Source organism: Pseudomonas sp. TNT2022 ID1044 (assembly GCF_028656895.1).
Classification (GTDB): Bacteria; Pseudomonadota; Gammaproteobacteria; order Pseudomonadales; family Pseudomonadaceae; genus Aquipseudomonas; species Aquipseudomonas reinekei.
In genome coordinates this window covers 569836-586521 of the sequence record NZ_JAMDHB010000001.1, presented here as the reverse complement: position 1 = coordinate 586521, position 16686 = coordinate 569836, and the positions used below count along the sequence as shown (strand labels likewise).

Sequence of the window (16686 nt, the reverse complement as noted above, 5' to 3'; positions counted from 1 at the left end):
CAAGCGCAAGGTGCTATCGCCAGCAAGCCGGCTCCTACAATGATCCCTGATCGAACACATCTCCTGTAAGAGCCGGCTTGCCGGCGATGAGGCCATATCATTCAACACACAAATCAGATCAACCCTTTCTATCCATGCAGCGCCTTACCACCGCTGCATCACTCACCTGGCTCCTCGGTTAAGGTGAAGTTTGGCGCCCTCGGGCGCCTTTTTTTGTTGGGCATCACTCAGTGTCCAAGCGCCCTCGTTACAGGTGCTTTTCTGGCGTCGCTGCGCAGGCACGTTATAGTTCAAGCAAGCGAATCAATCGGAGGCTGCCATGCGCCAGATCCTCAGCAAAGAACCATGGTGGGCCGCGCCGCCCCAGCCCGGGCAGGACGAGTTCGAGCTGGAATGGGGCTGGCTGGTGCATTACAGCGAAGGCGAACCGCGTTTCGAGTTCATCCGTGAGCGGCCGACGGACGATGAAATCCGCGGGCGCAAGAGTTGCAGGATCACCCCGGCGGCAGAGTGACCCCGCGATGTCGGTTCACGCCTTCACGATCATTTCAAAACCGCCAAAAATCATCCGTTGACCATCGAACGGCATTGGATTGACGTCGGGTTGCACCCTTGGATCAGTCATCAGCTTCGCCATTCCGGCGTCACGGGTAGGCTTGTCCGGCCAGACAATCCAGGAAAACACCACGGTTTCATCCTCCTTGAGTTTCACCGCCATGGGCAGTGAGGTCACCTTGCCGTCGGGGACGTCGTCCCCCCAGCATTCGGCGAGGCTGAGCGCGCCGTTCTCGATGAATATGGCGGCGGCCATCTCGGCGTGTTTCCTGAATTTCTCGCGGTTGGCGGTGGGTACGGCAGCGACAAAACCATCGACATAAGACATGAGTGTTCTCCTTGTTTCATGGGTTGATCTGCTGGTTAGTCGATTGGGTCGGGCTCCAATCGACATGCCCTTCGCTGCCCCCGACCGACGGTTGTGCACGCGGCGCCAGGCTTCCCTCAATCTGCCCCGCCATGTACAGCGTCCCGGCCATTACGCCGGTGGTCGGGTTCTGCACCAGCTTGGTCCAGGCCTTGTCGAAAGTGTTGCCCAGGCTGCTGCGAATCAACGCCTCGCTGTCCGGGCGGTCGTTGGCCTGGATCAACGCGCGTATCCCGGCGACCCCGACGGTGATCAAGCCGCCGGCGAGTCTTCCCGCCGCCGCCGCCACGGCACTCGCCGCCCCGCGCGGGGCCATTTCAGCTTCCATCCGCTGACTGGCGCGCCTGGCAACCGGCGCCATGGCGGTGTCGGTCGAGTCGACACCCTTGTCGCCCCCGGCCTTGTGGACCTTGTCGATCAACGCGGCGAAGGCCGGCAGCGCGTTCAGCGGCTCGGCGCGCATCACCTGATACAGCGAAGCATTCCGGGCCGATGGTGGGCCAAGGGCAATCGCCGGGACTTTCTGGACACGGCCATTGAGTTGGGCCATCGGCACGCCATGGCGCTTGGAGATTTTCTGCAATTCTTCCTTGAGGATGTCGACGTAGAACGCCGCCGCGAGGCTGAGTATCGCGTCCGGATCAATCTCCACCGCCACCGGGGCCAGGACCTTTTCCTGGTATCGCTCCAGCAAATAAGCGGCCAGGCGTTTTTCCGAGGTGTCCTGCTCGCCCTTGGCGCTGACGGTGTACCAACTGACCTTCATCGACAGCCACTCTTGGGTCCAATAGCTGCTGAACCAGGGGATGAAGTTCTCTTCGGTCAACTGATAGACCCGCGTGCGCCAGTAATCCATGGCACCGCGGGCGTAGATTTTGGTTTGTTCGGTGGCGGACTGCGAGGCGCTGACGATCTCCTGATCGACTTGCTGCCAGGTGCTCGGCGAAACCATGACCTGCGGCACTTCCACCGGCTCACGCGGAGTCGTGACGCATCCCGCCAATATCAGCAGCACGAGAACGATCAGCGAACGCCGGTTCAAGATCGCGATTCCCTAAAGTCTGCGCCAAACCAAATGCCCGACGCTCAACAGGCCCTGGTTTGAGTATAGGTGGCGGTCTCTGTCCGCTCGGTAAAGTTGTCGTTCTCGCGGCCGTCATCGCGAGCAGGCTTGCTCCTCCAGTGGATCAGCGTCGTGCACACTTCGCAGCCAGCCTAATCCCTCTGTAGGCGCCGGCTTGCTGGCGATGGGGCCGGTGAAATCACCACTAAACCCGACCATCACTCCCATCGATATTCACCATCGCCACGAATGCCTTCCGCCTCGCGGCCGTCAGCGTAGGATCACTTTCAACCCAACACGAAACCCTGTAGCGGAGGGTCGAATCATGCTGATCCATCTCCTGACCTGTCTGGCCCTGACGGCCTTCACGTTGAGCGTATTTGCCTGGTTCCTTCTCTCCGAGGAGCGCACGTCATGATCAACCAAGTCACCCTGGCCGTGAGCTTCCCGGTGTTCGGCAACAACTATTATTCGCAGCAATACGAGTCCCGTAAGGTGTTGGCCCTGGTGTTCGACGATAAATTCGAAGCCCTGCTGATTCCCGCAGCCGGCCACCACTTCAACAACGAAGTGGTCGGGCTCAACGATCAGTTCCGCTTTCTCAACGATGTGCTGGCCGAGCATCTGCTTGAAATCGAGATGGCCCGGCACGCTCCAGGCTCTGCTCGCTCCTTTACGTTCTAGAGCGCCTCGCTTGCTGCTTGCCCACACACCTCCCGCAAGCAGCCGCGCAACCAGCGATGAACCGGATCGGCATCCAGCCGCGGGTGCCAAAGCATTGCCACGGTAAACTCCTCTACGGACAACGGCAGTTCGAAGCTGCGCATGCCGGTGCGCAGGTTAGCGGTATGACGTTCGGGCACGCTGGCAATCAGGTCACTGCCGCGGGCCAATGCCAACGCCATGGAGAAACCGCCGACGATCGTCGCGATCCGCCGTTTCAACCCAAGCGGTTCCAGGGCCTCATCAATCTGTCCTGTTTGCAATCCCCGTCGTGACACGCTGATGTGGCTTCCCGCCGCGTAGCGCGCAAGCGTGATCGCGTCATCGCCCAGCGGATGTCCGAGCCGCACTGCACCAATGAAACGATCGCGAAACAAGCCTTGGGGGCGCAGCTCCGGGCTGGCGGCCTTCCCGACTACACCGGTTTCCAGATCGACCGTACCGTCGCGCAGTGACGTACTGTCCTTGTCGGGTTTATGCACGAAACGCAGGCACACGCCTGGTGCCTGTGCGGCGACGAGTGCGATCAGCGCAGCGCCGAAGTTTTCGACGAAGCCTTCGCTGGTGCGCAAAGTGAAGGTGCGTTCCAGGTGCATGAGGTCGGGTTGCTCGGCCGGGCGCAGCACCGCTTCTACCTCCTGCACCAGCTGACTGACCCGCTCGCGCAGTTCCAGTGCTCGCGGCGTCGGCACGAGGCCGCGCCCGGCACGGACCAGCAGCGGATCGCCCGTGGTTTCGCGCAGACGTGCCAGCGCCCGGCTCATCGCCGACGGACTGAGGCACAAACGCTTGGCGGCCCGCGCCACGCTGCCCTCGTTCAGCAATACATCCAGGGTGATCAACAAGTTGAAATCGGGAGCGGACATGGATCGCACCGTGCTTGGGTTAAGTGGCGCCTTATGCACGTATTAAGTGCAATCAGTGCGTCTTCCGCCATGTTAGGCCCGAGCGTAGATTTGCGGTAGCTCCAATCGGGAGTGGCCACAAAAGAGAGAGAGCATGCAATCCACTACAGCCATCACACCTACGCTGTCAGTCAAATGGGCACTGGTCAGCCTGTCACTGTCGATGCTGCTGTCATCGCTCGGCACCAGCATCGCCAACGTGGGGTTGCCGACGTTGGCCACGGTGTTCGACGCGTCGTTTCAACAGGTGCAGTGGATCGTCCTCGCCTACCTGCTGGCCATTACCACCTTGATCGTCAGCGTCGGTCGCCTTGGTGATCTCATCGGACGACGTCGCTTGCTCTTATCGGGGATCGGTTTGTTCACGCTCGCCTCAGCCCTGTGCGGTCTGGCGCCGACCCTTGAAATGCTGTTCGGCGCCCGAGCGCTGCAAGGCCTCGGCGCGGCGATCATGATGGCGCTGACCCTGGCGTTCGTCGGCGAGACAGTGAGTAAAGAAAAAACCGGCAGCGCCATGGGCCTGCTCGGGACCCTGTCGGCCATCGGTACGGCGATGGGGCCGTCCCTCGGTGGTGTACTGATTGCCGCGTTCGGCTGGCAGGCGATTTTCCTGATCACCGTGCCCTTGGGCCTGCTGACCCTGCTGCTCGCCCACCGCTACCTGCCCGTTGACCGGCAGACAGCAAAACGCGCCGTTTTCGATCCGCTGGGCACTTTGGTTCTGGCCCTGACGCTCGGCGCCTACGCACTGGCCATGACCCTCGGACGCGGCCATTTCGGTTCACTGAACATCGCCCTGCTGTTGGCGGCCTGCGTCGGCGTTGGTGTGTTTGTGTGGGTTGAAGAGCGCGTGGCTGCGCCGTTGATTCGCCTGGCAATGTTCCGCGACCCACAGCTCAGTGGCAGCCTGGTCATGAGCTTGTTGGTGACTACGGTATTGATGACGACACTGGTGATCGGGCCGTTCTATTTGTCCCAGGCGCTTGGGTTGAACGCCATCGGGGTCGGGCTGGTGATGTCGGTCGGGCCATTGGTTGCCGCGTTGACCAGCGTACCTGCCGGACGCCTTGCCGACCGATTCGGTGCCCGGCGCATGACCTTTGCCGGACTGATCGCTATCGCGCTTGGCTGTTTCCTGTTGTCGGTGCTGCCGAGCAGTTACGGCATTGGCGGTTATATCGCACCGATGGTGGTGATCACGTTGGGCTATGCCGTGTTCCAGACCGCCAACAACACGGCAGTCATGGCCAATGTCCAGGCGGAGCAACGCGGCGTGGTGTCGGGCCTGCTCAATCTGTCGCGCAATCTGGGGTTGATCACCGGAGCCTCGGTATTGGGTGCGGTGTTCGCCATGGCTACGGCAACGGTCGACCTGAGTAGCGCACAACCTAACGTGATTGCCAGCGGCTTGCGCCTGACGTTTACCGTCGCTCTGGGGCTGATGGGCATTGCCTGTCTGGTGGCCGTGGGTGGCCGGGCGCTGACCACGGGGCGTGATCAGCGCTAAGCATTTCGGAGCGCTTACTGTTCGATTTTCAACAACGGCGTGTCCTTCTTGACGATGTAGGTCGCCAGTTCCGAAGCTTTGTCCTTGCCGACGTTCTTCGCGACATGGGCAGTGCCGGCCGGGATGTACAGGGAGTCACCCGCCTTGAGCGTGACGTTCGGCTGGCCTTCGAGTTGGTACTCGAATGTCCCTGAAACGACGTAAGCGACTTCGGCACCGGGATGCGAGTGTTTCGGCGACGTGACACCCGGATCGAAATCGACGAGCACCTGAATCACTTCACGCCCTTCTACATCGAGGTCGTGACGCACCAGATCGGTACGCTTGATGCCGCTCTGCCAGCTTTTGCCAGGCACCTGGCCGGCGTCGGCGGGCTTGGTGTCCTGAGCTTGGGACAGCCCCGCGAAAGCGGTGAGTGCCGCGGCGACGATGGCGACGCCGAACAGGCTGGCGGCGTTGGTTTTGTTATTTCGGGACATCGCAATTCTCCAATGAGCGCAGGGTAAAAAAGTGCGCGGGATGCCGTTGTCAGGCAGCCCCATTACGCGGTCCCCGTGTATCTCGCGCGTGTCACGCAGGGCTGTTTTTGTATGCGCACGTAGCTGCCGGCCAAACAGATACGTTGGGATACAGGGCCTGCGCGCGACGCCTGAAAACAATTTCCCGGGGACGCAATCAGCCGGAGCGTTGCGCAAATTTAATGAACCCTGCCGCCGCACGCGCCCCTAACTGAATGACCATCAGGAGGTGACACATGCATTTTGAACCAACGTGGATCGTACTCGCGGTAGTACTGCTACTCATTGAATTGTGGGCTATCAATCGGCTGCGCAAGAGCGACGGCAAGGCAAGCACACGAGGGGTATGGATGGTGGTGATCGTGTTTGTGCCGCTGTTGGGGCTTATCGCCTGGGCCTTGGCCGGGCCAAAGCAAATTGCACATAACCCGCGGTCGGCGCAGGCCGGGCAATAACGCAATGTGCGCTAACGCATTACCGGGGTCATGCGTTAGCAGCCTGGCAAAAGACATCCAGGCGCAGGGTGAACAGTTGTGGATTTGTATCGGTCTGTATTGGGCGCCTGGGAGACTACACAGCGATACACAACGGCGTTGGGCAGGACATAAACGGTGTACATGAAAGTGAAAAAGTGCGCGGGTCGCAGTTCAACCCTAGCAGGAACCCCTTCATGATCAATCAAATCGATACCGTGCTGTACACCGGCAAAACCGTTACCACCGGCGGCCGCCAAGGCGAGTCGCGCAGTGACGACGGGCGCCTGGACATCAAGCTGTCGCCACCGGGCTCTTCCGGTAGCGGCACCAACCCTGAGCAATTGCTGGGCGCCGGCTGGTCGGCGTGTTTCATCGGCGCGCTGGGCAAGGCGGCGCTGGCATTGAAAGTGAGCTTGCCGGCTGACGTCAGCGTCGCGACCGAAATCGATCTGGGCAAGACCAATAACGCCTTCTTCCTCCAGGCACGCTTGAATGTCAGCTTGCCGGGTGTGGAGCCGGCGCTGGCCCGCTCCCTCGTGGATGCCGCCCACCAGACCTGCCCGTATTCCAAGGCAACCCGCGGCAACATCGACGTGACGATCAATCTGGTTTGATGGCACAGGACCGGAACGTAAAAGACAGATAAACAAATGCCCCGTCAGACGGGGCATTTGATCTTGGCGAGCTGCCTTGTCACAGCTGCACAAGCAGGCTTCGAGAGCCAAGTAGGTGGTCAGTGCTGGTCTCTGGCTTACGAGGTTTATCAGGACTCCCACAGAACAACAATATGCACTGTCCTGCTTCACACGGCATAAGGGCTGGATCTCAGCGCGGAGATCTTTCTAACCGTGTACCCTTCGGAGCGCGCCCCACGCGTCCTCGCTATCCGCTTGCGCATCAGTCTGCGTTTTCACCTACACCTTCAGAGTAGCAAAACGCTCGCAGCGTGGGCCGCTGTTTTTAGACCGATTTCCTTTTTCAGGCCGTGTGGCAGGACACAAAAATGCTATACCTGCCGAGTCTCACAGCGACCGCTGGCTGTTGCCGATGCCCTTGGCGATATCGACGCCCCAATCCATTGCCGCCTCCATGTCGAGCATGTGCGGTTTGGGATCGTGGTTTTCGTCGATAGCGCTGCCGTCCGGACGGTAAACCCCAATGAACATGCCCAGAGAACCGTCCTTCAATATCTCGGCCTTGACCTTGATGCTGCATCCGTTCGATAGCGTTTCCTTGTGTTCCATATGGCGCTCGGTCATTGCGTTTTTCCTCCCGCGTCAGGATTTTCGACCTTACAGGCAATGCTAGCTCAGCCCCTGAATTGCGCTGATTCACAGTTCTGAGCACTGAGCCTGACAGCGGCGAAATGCCACCTATACTGGATGCCACCGCCCCTTCGGGGTCTGCACATCGAACAATAAAAAGCAGAGGTGGAACATGGTTTGGCAGCAAATCTACGATCCATTCAATAACCCGGTACTGTCCACCCTCATGGCCGCCGTGCCGGTGGTGGTGATGCTGGCAGCCCTCGCGTTCTTTCATGTCAAGGCGCACCTGGCGGCACTGCTCGCCCTGGCCTCCGCGCTGGTCATCGCCATTTTCGCATTCGGCATGCCCGCCAACATGGCCGGGTCTGCTGCGCTGTATGGCGCCGCCAACGGTCTGCTGCCGATTGGCTGGATCGTGCTCAACATCATTTTCCTGCACCGTCTGACCACCGAGAACGGCTCGTTCAAAGTGCTGCAGGATTCCCTGGCGCGGATCACCGACGACCGGCGCCTGCAATTGCTGCTGATTGCCTTCTGCTTCGGCGCGTTCTTCGAGGGTGCGGCCGGCTTCGGTACGCCAGTGGCGGTGACCGGAGCAATCCTGATCGGCCTGGGCTTTTCGCCGTTGGCGGCTTCCGGCCTGGCGCTGATCGCCAACACCGCACCGGTGGCTTTCGGCGCGCTGGGCACGCCGATCATCACCCTGGCCAAAGTCACCGGGCTGGATGAAATGGAGCTGTCGATGATGGTCGGGCGGCAACTGCCGTTCTTCTCGGTGATCGTTCCGTTCTGGTTGATCTGGGCCTTTGCCGGGTGGCGCAAGATGCTGGAAATCTGGCCGGCGATCCTGGTCGCCGGGGTCAGTTTTGCCATCCCTCAATTCCTCGTGTCCAACTATCACGGGCCGATGCTGGTGGACGTGATCGCCGCCCTGATTTCCATGGCCTGCCTGACCGGTTTCCTGAAAGTCTGGAAACCGGCCACGGTGCACACCTCCGCCGCCCTGACCGGCCGAGTCGACAACTCGAAAATCGATGCGGAATATGAATCCAAAACTGAACCGAGCGCGGCTTTTTCCAGCGACACGAAAAAAGCCGTGATGCGGGCGTGGATGCCGTGGCTCATCCTCACCGTGTTCGTGTTCGCCTGGGGCACTCAGAGCTTCAAAAACCTGTTCGACACCCGTCCGGCGATCGATCCGGTGACCCACTCGGCCAAGCTCGACCCTCAAGGCAAGCCCATGCGCGAAGCCAACCCGGTGTTCGCCCCGGTCCTGACCTTCACCACCATCCACCAGCAAATCGAGAAAGTGCCACCGGTGGTGCCGACGCCTAAAGTCGAAGAGGCGGTCTACAAATTCACCTGGTTCACCTCCACCGGCAGCGGCATCTTGCTGGCCGCGATTGTCGGTGGTTTGCTGATGGGGTATTCCATACCGCAACTGATCAGCCAGTACCTGCGAACGCTGTGGGTGGTGCGCTACTCGTTGATCACCATCACCGCGATGCTCGCCCTGGGCTTCCTCACGCGCTACTCCGGGCTGGATGCCACCATGGGCCTGGCCTTTGCGGCGACGGGGATTTTCTATCCGATGTTCGGCACCTTGCTCGGCTGGCTCGGCGTGGCGCTGACCGGTTCGGACACCGCGTCCAACGTGCTGTTCGGCGGTTTGCAGCGGGTCACCGCCGAGCAGTTGGGCCTGAGCCCGGTGTTGATGGCGGCGGCCAACAGTTCCGGCGGGGTGATGGGCAAGATGGTCGATGCGCAGTCAATCGTGGTCGCCTCCACGGCTACGCGCTGGTACGGCCACGAAGGGGAAATCCTGCGTTACGTGTTCTTCCACTCGATCATCCTGGCGATCCTGGTCGGCGGGCTGGTGACGTTGCAAGCGTATGTGGCGCCGTTCAGCCATATGGTGGTGGGCGGACATTGAATCGGCAGCCCGAAGGTATCTGCGCTCAAGCTTAAAACCCTGCCCGGGAGGTGCGCCTTCCGGGCTTTTTTCTTCACAAAGGCACACGCCTCCACCGGGATTGCCGCGCCACCTTGATTATCTGCGGTTCCGGGTAAAACTTATTGAATGAAAAGCGGCCTGGCGCGGACAAACAGGCAGGGACCAGCCCACGCGCCACGCCGATGATGATCAGCATTTTCCGCAACCAGACCTCACATCCCATAACTAAAAAACGAGTGTCGAGCGCCGATGAACATTCTTTACGATGAACGCGTCGACGGCGCCCTGCCCGACATCGACAAAAACGCGCTGCTGCAGGCCCTGCGAACGCAGATGCCTGAGCTGGAAATCCTGCACCAGCAGGAAGAACTCAAGCCCTACGAGTGCGACGGGCTTTCCGCCTATCGCACCACGCCGATGCTGGTGGTGCTGCCGCGCGACATTGCGCAGGTTCAGGGGGTGTTGCGCCTGTGTCACGAGCGCCGGGTGGCGGTAGTTGCCCGGGGGGCCGGGACCGGTTTGTCCGGTGGAGCCTTGCCGCTGGAAAAAGGCGTGTTGCTGGTCATGGCGCGCTTCAATCAGATCCTGCATATCGACCCCGCCGCGCGCACCGCACGGGTTCAGCCGGGGGTGCGCAACCTGGCGATTTCCCAGGCCGCCGCCCCTTTCGGCCTGTACTACGCGCCCGATCCCTCTTCGCAGATCGCCTGCTCCATCGGCGGTAACGTCGCAGAAAATGCCGGTGGCGTGCATTGCCTGAAATACGGGCTGACCGTGCATAACCTGCTCAAGGTCGACATCCTGACGATCGATGGCGAACACCTGACACTGGGCTCCGATGCCCTCGACTCCCCCGGGTTCGACCTGCTGGCCCTGTTCACCGGTTCTGAGGGCATGCTCGGGGTGATCACCGAAGTCACGGTCAAACTGCTGCCCAAACCACAGTCGGCCAAGGTGCTGCTGGCGGCGTTCGATTGCGTGGAAAAAGCCGGCCGCGCCGTCGGCGACATCATCGCCGCCGGGATCATTCCCGGGGGACTGGAGATGATGGATAACCTGGCCATCCGCGCCGCCGAAGACTTCATCCACGCCGGTTATCCGGTAGAAGCCGAAGCGATTTTGCTGTGCGAACTCGACGGCGTTGAAGCCGACGTGCATGACGACTGCGACCGCGTGCGCCAGGTGCTGGAACAGGCCGGCGCCACCGAAGTACGCCTGGCCAGGGACGAGGCCGAACGGGTGCGATTCTGGGCCGGTCGCAAGAATGCGTTCCCGGCGGTGGGTCGCTTGTCTGCGGACTATTACTGCATGGACGGCACCATCCCGCGCCGGGAATTGCCCAGAGTGCTCAAGGCCATTGCCGACCTGTCCGCCGAGTACGGTTTACGCGTGGCCAACGTGTTCCATGCCGGCGACGGCAACATGCACCCGCTGATTCTGTTCGATGCCAATCAGCCCGGCGAGCTGGATCGTGCCGAAGCCCTGGGTGGCAAGATTCTGGAGCTGTGCGTGAAGGTCGGCGGCAGCATCACCGGCGAACACGGTGTCGGGCGCGAGAAGATCAATCAGATGTGCGCACAGTTCAACAGCGATGAGTTGACCCTGTTTCACGCGATCAAGGCAGCGTTCGACCCCAGCGGCTTGCTCAATCCCGGCAAAAACATCCCGACCCTGCACCGCTGCGCCGAATTTGGTGCGATGCACGTGCATGCGGGGCAACTGCCCTTCCCTGACCTGGAGCGTTTCTGATGCACGGATCAGTCGAGATTGACGACAGCGCGCTGCTGCTGGAGCAGGTCAATCAGGCATTGGAAAATGCCACGCCGCTGCGCATCCAGGGCGCCAACAGCAAGGCGTTTCTGGGGCGGGTGACCGCCGGGGAAATACTCGACACCCGCTCACACCGCGGCATCGTCAGTTACGACCCGACCGAGCTGGTGATCACCGCGCGCTGCGGCACGCCGTTGGCCGAGCTCAAGCAAGTGCTGGACGCCGCACAACAGATGTTGCCCTGTGAACCGCCGGCCTTTGCGGATGATGCCACCGTGGGCGGCATGATTGCCTGCGGGTTGTCGGGGCCGCGTCGGCCGTGGTCCGGCTCGGTGCGCGATTTTGTCCTCGGCACCCGGGTGATCACCGGTCTCGGCAAGCATTTGCGCTTCGGGGGCGAGGTAATGAAAAACGTCGCCGGTTACGACCTGTCGCGACTGATGGCCGGCAGTTACGGCACCTTGGGGCTGATCACGGAAGTCTCGCTCAAGGTCCTGCCCAAACCCCGGCAGGCCTTGAGCATCAGTCTGGAAATGAACGCCGAACGCGCGCTGTTGCGCCTGGCGGAATGGGGCCAGCAACCGTTGCCTATCAGCGCCGCGTGTCACGACGGCGAGCACTTGCACCTTCGCCTTGAGGGCGGTGAAGGCTCGGTGGCCGCCGCCCATGACCGTTTGGGCGGTGAGCGGCTGGACGGCTCGTATTGGGCCGACCTTAATGAACAGCGCTTGAGCTTCTTCGACGAGGACCAGCCGTTGTGGCGGCTGTCGTTGCCCACTGACACACCGCGCCTGTCCTTGCCCGGTCGCCAGTTGATCGACTGGGGCGGCGCCCAGCGCTGGCTCAAGTCCGACGCCGAGGCGAGCTTCATTCGCCAGGTTGTCGAAGAAGTCGGCGGACACGTGACCTGCTACAGCCACGGCCTCAGCGACAGCCCGTTCCAACCGTTGCCCGAGGCGCTGATGCGCTATCACCGCAACCTCAAACGGCAACTCGACCCCCAGGGTATTTTCAACCCCGGACGCCTGTACGCGGAGCTTTGAACCATGCAGACCACCTTGAGTGAAAACGCCCGCCGACTGCCCCGCGCCGAAGAAGCCGACAGCATTCTGCGCAGCTGTGTGCACTGCGGTTTCTGCAACGCCACGTGCCCGACCTATCAATTGCTCGGCGACGAACTGGACGGCCCGCGCGGGCGCATCTATCTGATCAAACAGGTGCTCGAAGGCAACGAAGTCACGCAAAAAACCCAGCAACACCTCGACCGTTGCCTGTCGTGCCGCAACTGCGAAACCACCTGCCCGTCCGGTGTCGATTACCACAACCTGCTGGACATCGGCCGGGCGGTGGTGGATGCGGCAGTACCGCGCCCGATGGGCCAGCGCCTGTTGCGCGAGGGGCTGCGCACACTGGTGCCGCATCGGGATCTGTTCAAAGGCCTGGTCAACAGCGGCCAGATGTTCCGGGCACTGCTGCCCGGCGCGCTGCAAAGCAAACTGCCGCGCAGTACGCCGGTGTGTAAAAAACGCCCCACTCCCCACCACGCCCGCCGCGTGTTGATGCTCGAAGGCTGCGTGCAACCGGGGCTGTCACCCAACACCAACGTCGCTGCCGCGCGGGTGCTCGACCGGTTGGGCATCAGTATCACGCCGGTCAGCGGCGCCGGTTGTTGCGGGGCCGTGGATTATCACCTCGACGCCCAGGCGGCCGGACTGGATCGCGCCCGGCACAACATCGATGCCTGGTGGCCGGCGATTGAAGCAGGCGCCGAGGCCATCGTGCAGACCGCCAGTGGTTGCGGGGCCTTTATCAAGGACTACGGGCATCTGCTCGAACGCGACCCCGCCTACGCCGATAAAGCCAAAACCGTCAGCGCGCTGGCCAAGGATCTGGTGGAAGTGCTGCGCGACGAGCCGCTGGAACAGCTCGGCATTCATAACGCCCGCCGCGTGGCGTTTCATTGCCCGTGCACCTTGCAGCACGCGCAGAAACTCGGTGGCGCGGTCGAAGCGCTGTTGCTGCGCCTGGGTTTCAACCTGACCACCGTACCCGATGCTCATCTATGCTGTGGCTCGGCGGGCACTTATTCGCTGACCCAGCCGGCGCTGTCCCGACAACTGCGCGACAACAAAATGAATGCCCTGGAAAGCGGCTACCCCGAAGTCATCGCCACGGCCAACATCGGCTGCCAGTCGCACCTCGACGGCGCAGGCCGGACCCCGGTGCGGCACTGGATCGAACTGGTCGAAGCCGCCCTGTCCCAATAACGCCCCGGAGATTGCCCATGAACAGCAAAGCCATCCTGAGCCAGGCCGAAGTCAGCCAGATCCTCGCTGCTTCACGCAGCGAAGCCCAGGTTAACCAGTGGCCGGTGACCATCGTAGTGGTCGATGACGGCGGTCATCCCCTGGCCCTCGAACGCCTCGACGGCGCGTCGCCCATCAGCGCCTACATTGCCATTGAAAAGGCCCGCACCTCGGCACTGGGCCGACGTGAATCGAAAGGCTATGAAGAAATGGTCAATGGCGGACGCACCGCTTTCCTCTCCGCGCCGCTGCTGACATCGCTGGAAGGCGGTGTGCCGATCATCGTCGACGGCCAGGTGATCGGCGCGGTCGGGGTGTCGGGGGTCAAGGCCGAACAAGATGCGCAGGTGGCGAAAGCCGGGGCGCAGTGTTTGAAGTGAATTGTAAAACCCACGCAATCCTGTGGGAGCGGGCTTGCCCGCGATGACGGCGGCACATCCGACATCTATGTGCCTGACACTCCGCCATCGCGAGCAAGCTCGCTCCCACAGGGTCCCGTGTCCAACCCGTTGAAAGAGGAACCGCACCGATGACCCGCCTCACTGCGAAAGACTTTGCCCCGGAGCTGCTGGAGCTCTACGACTACTACGCCCATGGCCTGATCAACCGGCGCGAGTTTCTCGACCGCGCCGCGTTGTTCACCCTCGGCGGTTTGACCGCCAGCGCGCTGCTCGCGTCCCTGAGCCCGAACTACGCGCTCGCCGAGCAGGTCGAGTTCACCGACCCGGACATCATCGCCGAGTACATCACCTACTCCTCCCCCAAGGGCCACGGGCAGGTGCGCGGGTATCTGGTGCGCCCGGCAAAAGCCACCGGCAAAGTCCCAGGCGTGGTGGTCGTGCATGAAAACCGTGGACTCAACCCCTACATCGAGGACGTCGCCCGCCGCGTGGCCAAGGCCGGTTTCATCGCCCTCGCCCCGGATGGCCTGACATCGGTGGGCGGTTACCCGGGCAATGACGACAAGGGCCGCGCGCTTCAGGAAAAGGTCGACCCGGAAAAACTCATGAATGACTTTTTCGCGGCCGTGGAATGGATGATGAAACACGACGCCGGCACCGGCAAAGTCGGCATCACCGGGTTCTGCTATGGCGGAGGTGTCACCAATGCCGCGGCGGTGGCCTACCCGGAACTGGGCGCGGCCGTGTCGTTTTACGGCCGCCAGCCAGAGGCCAAGGATGTGCCGCGCATCAAGGCGCCGGTGATGCTGCACTTCGGTGAGCTGGATACTCGGATCAACGAAGGCTGGCCAGCTTATGAGCAGGCGTTGAAGGCGGGCGGCAAGACCTATGAAGCGTTCATCTACCCTGGCGCCAACCATGGCTTCCACAACGACTCCACCCCGCGCTATGACGAAGCCGCGGCGAAGCTCGCGTGGGATCGTACGATTGAATGGTTTCGCAAGTATCTGGTTTGAGCGGTCGGCAGGGCCGGCCTCATCGCGAGCAGGCTCGCTCCCACATTTGATCAGCGACAAAGATCCAATGTAGGAGCGAACCTGCTCGCGATGGCGGTATCACGGCCGCTGATTACTTGGGTTGCGCCACGGTGCGCAGATACGGCTTCAATGTCTTGAACCCGTCCGGATACTTCTTCTTCGCATCCTCATCGGACACCGACGTCGGAATGATCACGTCGTCACCCGGACGCCAGTTCACCGGTGTGGCAACGGTGTGCTTGGCGTTCAGTTGCAAGGAGTCGAGCAGTCGCAGTACTTCATCGAAGTTGCGCCCGGCGCTCATTGGGTAGATCAGCATGGCCTTGACCTTCTTGTCCGGGCCGACCAGGAACACCGAACGCACTGTGGCATTGTCCACGGCGGTGCGCGAACCACCACTGGCATTCGGGTGAATCATGTCGTAAAGCTTGGCCACCACCAGGTTTTCGTCGCCGATCAGCGGATAGTTGACAGCATTACCCTGGGTTTCCTCGATGTCGCCAACCCACTTTTCGTGGTCGCTGACCGGGTCGATGCTCAGCCCGAGAATTTTGGTATTGCGCTTGTCGAACTCTGGCTTGAGTTTGGCCAGATAACCCAATTCAGTGGTGCAGACCGGCGTGAAATCTTTCGGATGAGAAAACAGGATCGCCCAGCCGTCACCGATCCATTGATGAAAGTTGAGCGTGCCTTCGGTGGTGTCGGCGGTGAAATCCGGCGCTTCGTCGCCAATACGGATTGCCATGTTCGATCTCCTTGCGGTAATGGACAGGGGCGCCCGGACAGAGCCGCGGGCAGTCAGGAACCGATCGTCGCGAAACAGTATAGGAGAGCTTTGATGACACGCCTGCGAGCGGCGAAATCAGACTGAAAGCCCCGGATCCATTGCCTATTCCACCAATGCGATCAACTGATGGCGTTGCGCATCGGTGAGCATCGGCCCGAAACCGGCACCGGCGTTCTCCGTCATGTAGCGCGGGTTGCCGGTGCCGGGAATCACGCAGGTCACCGCCGAATGCGACAGCAGGAACTTGAGCGCCAGCTGCGGCCAGCTCTTGACCCCGACCTGTGCGGCCCAACCAGGCAGCGGTTTGTCCTTCAATCGGCCGAGCAAACCACCGCCGCCGAACGGCCGGTTGCAGATCACCGCCACGCCACGCTCGCGACACAGCGGCAGGATGCGTTTTTCGACACCGCGATCATCCAGCGCATAGTTGATTTGCAGAAAATCCAGTTGCTCAGCCTTGAGCACCGCCTCCACTTCTTCATAGGCCGATGGCGTGTAATGGGTGATGCCGATGTAACGAATTCTCCCCTCTTCCTTCCACTTGCGCAGTGTCGGCAAATGGGTTTGCCAGTCCAGCAGGTTGTGGATCTGCATCAGGTCGATGCGATCGGTCTGCAACAGCTTGAACGACTCTTCCATCTGCGCGATGCCTTCTTCGCGGCCCCGGGTCCACACTTTGGTCGCCAGGAACGCCGGCGAGCGCGGCTCGTGGATCGACAGCAGTTCACCGGTGGTCTCTTCGGCGCGGCCGTACATCGGCGAGCTGTCGATCACCGTCCCACCCTTCTCGAACAATGCACCCAGCACCGCGGGCAATTGCTTGTAGGCCGGGTCGTGCGGGGCCACATCAAAACCGCGATAGGTGCCCAGGCCGACGATGGGCAATGACTCCTGGCTGGAAGGAATGACGCGGGTCTGCATGGTCTTGCCTCCTGTTCCCGTCGACGGCGGGGTTTGTGCGCCGGTCGGACCGAACGTGAAGACCGCCGAAACACCGGCAGCCAGCGTGAGTATTTTTCTACGGGTGTACCCCACAGAATGGCTCATAA

General features: G+C 61.5%; 18 protein-coding genes. 11 read left to right on the top strand and 7 right to left on the bottom strand.

Annotated elements, in window-relative coordinates:
- Positions 1-319 precede the first annotated feature (319 nt).
- Positions 320-514 (top strand): hypothetical protein, encoded by a 195-nt coding sequence (locus M5G20_RS02685; RefSeq protein WP_150732669.1) that lies wholly within the window; start codon positions 320-322, stop codon positions 512-514.
- Positions 515-529: 15 nt separating this feature from the next.
- Here M5G20_RS02685 and M5G20_RS02680 read toward each other — a convergent pair whose 3' ends face one another.
- Both M5G20_RS02680 and M5G20_RS02675 read right to left on the bottom strand, forming a co-directional pair.
- Positions 530-883, bottom strand: a complete 354-nt coding sequence (locus tag M5G20_RS02680; protein ID WP_273917766.1) for a DUF1428 domain-containing protein — start codon at positions 881-883, stop codon at positions 530-532.
- Between the two features lie 16 nt (positions 884-899).
- Entirely contained in the window at positions 900-1964 is a 1065-nt protein-coding gene (locus tag M5G20_RS02675; RefSeq protein ID WP_273917765.1) for a hypothetical protein, read from the bottom strand.
- A 435-nt stretch (positions 1965-2399) separates the two neighbouring features.
- On the opposite strand from M5G20_RS02675, the gene M5G20_RS02670 reads away from it, so the two are divergent.
- Positions 2400-2669: a hypothetical protein gene (locus M5G20_RS02670; RefSeq protein WP_150732666.1), complete on the top strand. Its 270-nt coding sequence runs from the start codon at positions 2400-2402 to the stop codon at positions 2667-2669.
- Here the strand turns inward: M5G20_RS02670 and M5G20_RS02665 are convergent.
- Positions 2666-3574 carry a LysR family transcriptional regulator gene (locus M5G20_RS02665; protein ID WP_273917764.1) on the bottom strand — a complete coding sequence of 303 codons (909 nt, stop codon included), beginning with the start codon at positions 3572-3574 and terminating at the stop codon, positions 2666-2668. The two genes, M5G20_RS02670 and M5G20_RS02665, sit on opposite strands and share 4 nt — an antisense overlap.
- A 133-nt stretch (positions 3575-3707) precedes the next feature.
- Between M5G20_RS02665 and M5G20_RS02660 the strand changes: the two genes are divergently transcribed.
- On the top strand, positions 3708-5120 hold the full coding sequence (locus tag M5G20_RS02660; protein WP_273917763.1) for an MFS transporter: 1413 nt from the start codon (positions 3708-3710) through the stop codon (positions 5118-5120).
- A gap of 14 nt (positions 5121-5134) precedes the next feature.
- Here M5G20_RS02660 and M5G20_RS02655 read toward each other — a convergent pair whose 3' ends face one another.
- Positions 5135-5599: a cupin domain-containing protein gene (locus tag M5G20_RS02655; protein WP_273917762.1), complete on the bottom strand. Its 465-nt coding sequence runs from the start codon at positions 5597-5599 to the stop codon at positions 5135-5137.
- Positions 5600-5874: 275 nt separating this feature from the next.
- On the opposite strand from M5G20_RS02655, the gene M5G20_RS02650 reads away from it, so the two are divergent.
- Positions 5875-6093 carry a PLD nuclease N-terminal domain-containing protein gene (locus M5G20_RS02650; RefSeq protein WP_150732662.1) on the top strand — a complete coding sequence of 73 codons (219 nt, stop codon included), beginning with the start codon at positions 5875-5877 and terminating at the stop codon, positions 6091-6093.
- Between the two features lie 215 nt (positions 6094-6308).
- A complete protein-coding gene (locus tag M5G20_RS02645) occupies positions 6309-6728 on the top strand; it encodes an organic hydroperoxide resistance protein (RefSeq protein WP_273917761.1) in 420 nt (139 codons plus the stop codon).
- A gap of 408 nt (positions 6729-7136) precedes the next feature.
- Here M5G20_RS02645 and M5G20_RS02640 read toward each other — a convergent pair whose 3' ends face one another.
- The gene (locus tag M5G20_RS02640) at positions 7137-7373 is read right to left on the bottom strand and encodes a hypothetical protein (protein ID WP_273917760.1); all 237 of its coding nucleotides are present in this window, start codon (positions 7371-7373) and stop codon (positions 7137-7139) included.
- Positions 7374-7551: 178 nt separating this feature from the next.
- On the opposite strand from M5G20_RS02640, the gene M5G20_RS02635 reads away from it, so the two are divergent.
- From M5G20_RS02635 to yghX, 6 genes are all read left to right on the top strand, one after another.
- Complete coding sequence (locus M5G20_RS02635) at positions 7552-9315, top strand: L-lactate permease (protein ID WP_273917759.1); 1764 nt, start codon at positions 7552-7554, stop codon at positions 9313-9315.
- Positions 9316-9585: 270 nt separating this feature from the next.
- The gene (gene glcD / locus M5G20_RS02630) at positions 9586-11085 is read left to right on the top strand and encodes a glycolate oxidase subunit GlcD (protein WP_273917758.1); all 1500 of its coding nucleotides are present in this window, start codon (positions 9586-9588) and stop codon (positions 11083-11085) included.
- On the top strand, positions 11085-12149 hold the full coding sequence (gene glcE, locus M5G20_RS02625; protein ID WP_273917757.1) for a glycolate oxidase subunit GlcE: 1065 nt from the start codon (positions 11085-11087) through the stop codon (positions 12147-12149). Before glcD ends, glcE begins: the two co-directional genes overlap by 1 nt.
- A 3-nt stretch (positions 12150-12152) precedes the next feature.
- Positions 12153-13373, top strand: a complete 1221-nt coding sequence (glcF, locus tag M5G20_RS02620) for a glycolate oxidase subunit GlcF (RefSeq protein ID WP_273917756.1) — start codon at positions 12153-12155, stop codon at positions 13371-13373.
- Positions 13374-13390: 17 nt separating this feature from the next.
- The gene (locus M5G20_RS02615; protein WP_273917755.1) at positions 13391-13792 is read left to right on the top strand and encodes a heme-binding protein; all 402 of its coding nucleotides are present in this window, start codon (positions 13391-13393) and stop codon (positions 13790-13792) included.
- A gap of 149 nt (positions 13793-13941) precedes the next feature.
- Complete coding sequence (gene yghX, locus M5G20_RS02610) at positions 13942-14829, top strand: YghX family hydrolase (RefSeq protein ID WP_273917754.1); 888 nt, start codon at positions 13942-13944, stop codon at positions 14827-14829.
- Positions 14830-14941: 112 nt separating this feature from the next.
- On the opposite strand, the gene M5G20_RS02605 is transcribed toward yghX, so the two are convergent.
- A complete protein-coding gene (locus M5G20_RS02605; protein WP_273917753.1) occupies positions 14942-15595 on the bottom strand; it encodes a peroxiredoxin in 654 nt (217 codons plus the stop codon).
- Between the two features lie 144 nt (positions 15596-15739).
- Positions 15740-16684: an aldo/keto reductase gene (locus M5G20_RS02600; protein ID WP_273917752.1), complete on the bottom strand. Its 945-nt coding sequence runs from the start codon at positions 16682-16684 to the stop codon at positions 15740-15742.
- Positions 16685-16686 lie beyond the last annotated feature (2 nt).